Origin of the sequence: Pseudoalteromonas sp. RB2-MNA-CIBAN-0110 (assembly GCF_040309305.1) — a bacterium.
Lineage (GTDB): Bacteria > Pseudomonadota > Gammaproteobacteria > Enterobacterales > Alteromonadaceae > Pseudoalteromonas > Pseudoalteromonas arctica.
This window is the reverse complement of sequence record NZ_JBEOOQ010000298.1, coordinates 1-244: the sequence shown is the minus strand read 5'-3', so window position 1 is coordinate 244 and position 244 is coordinate 1. Positions and strand designations below refer to the sequence as shown.

Genomic DNA, 244 nt, shown 5'->3' with positions numbered 1-244 from the left:
GTAGTCGATTTACCCACCCCGCCTTTACCTGAAGCAATAAGCACAATATGTTTAATTGTTTTAAATTTTGCAGGCTCTTTAAGCTCTACCGTGGCCGACACAGTTACTGCCACCTTGAGAGCGTTAGTAACATGCTCTGCCACCATTGGCATTTCCGACTGTGCAGCAAATGGCAAAATTAAAGTAATAGTGAGCGATTTATCGTCGTTTTGGGTGATATTCTTAATGAAGCTTTCATCAATAC

1 pseudogene is annotated in these 244 nt (G+C 41.4%); it reads right to left on the bottom strand.

The window, feature by feature from the left end:
* A pseudogene (locus tag AAEY68_RS21565) lies at positions 1 to 244 on the bottom strand (sodium:proton antiporter); the annotation flags it as partial.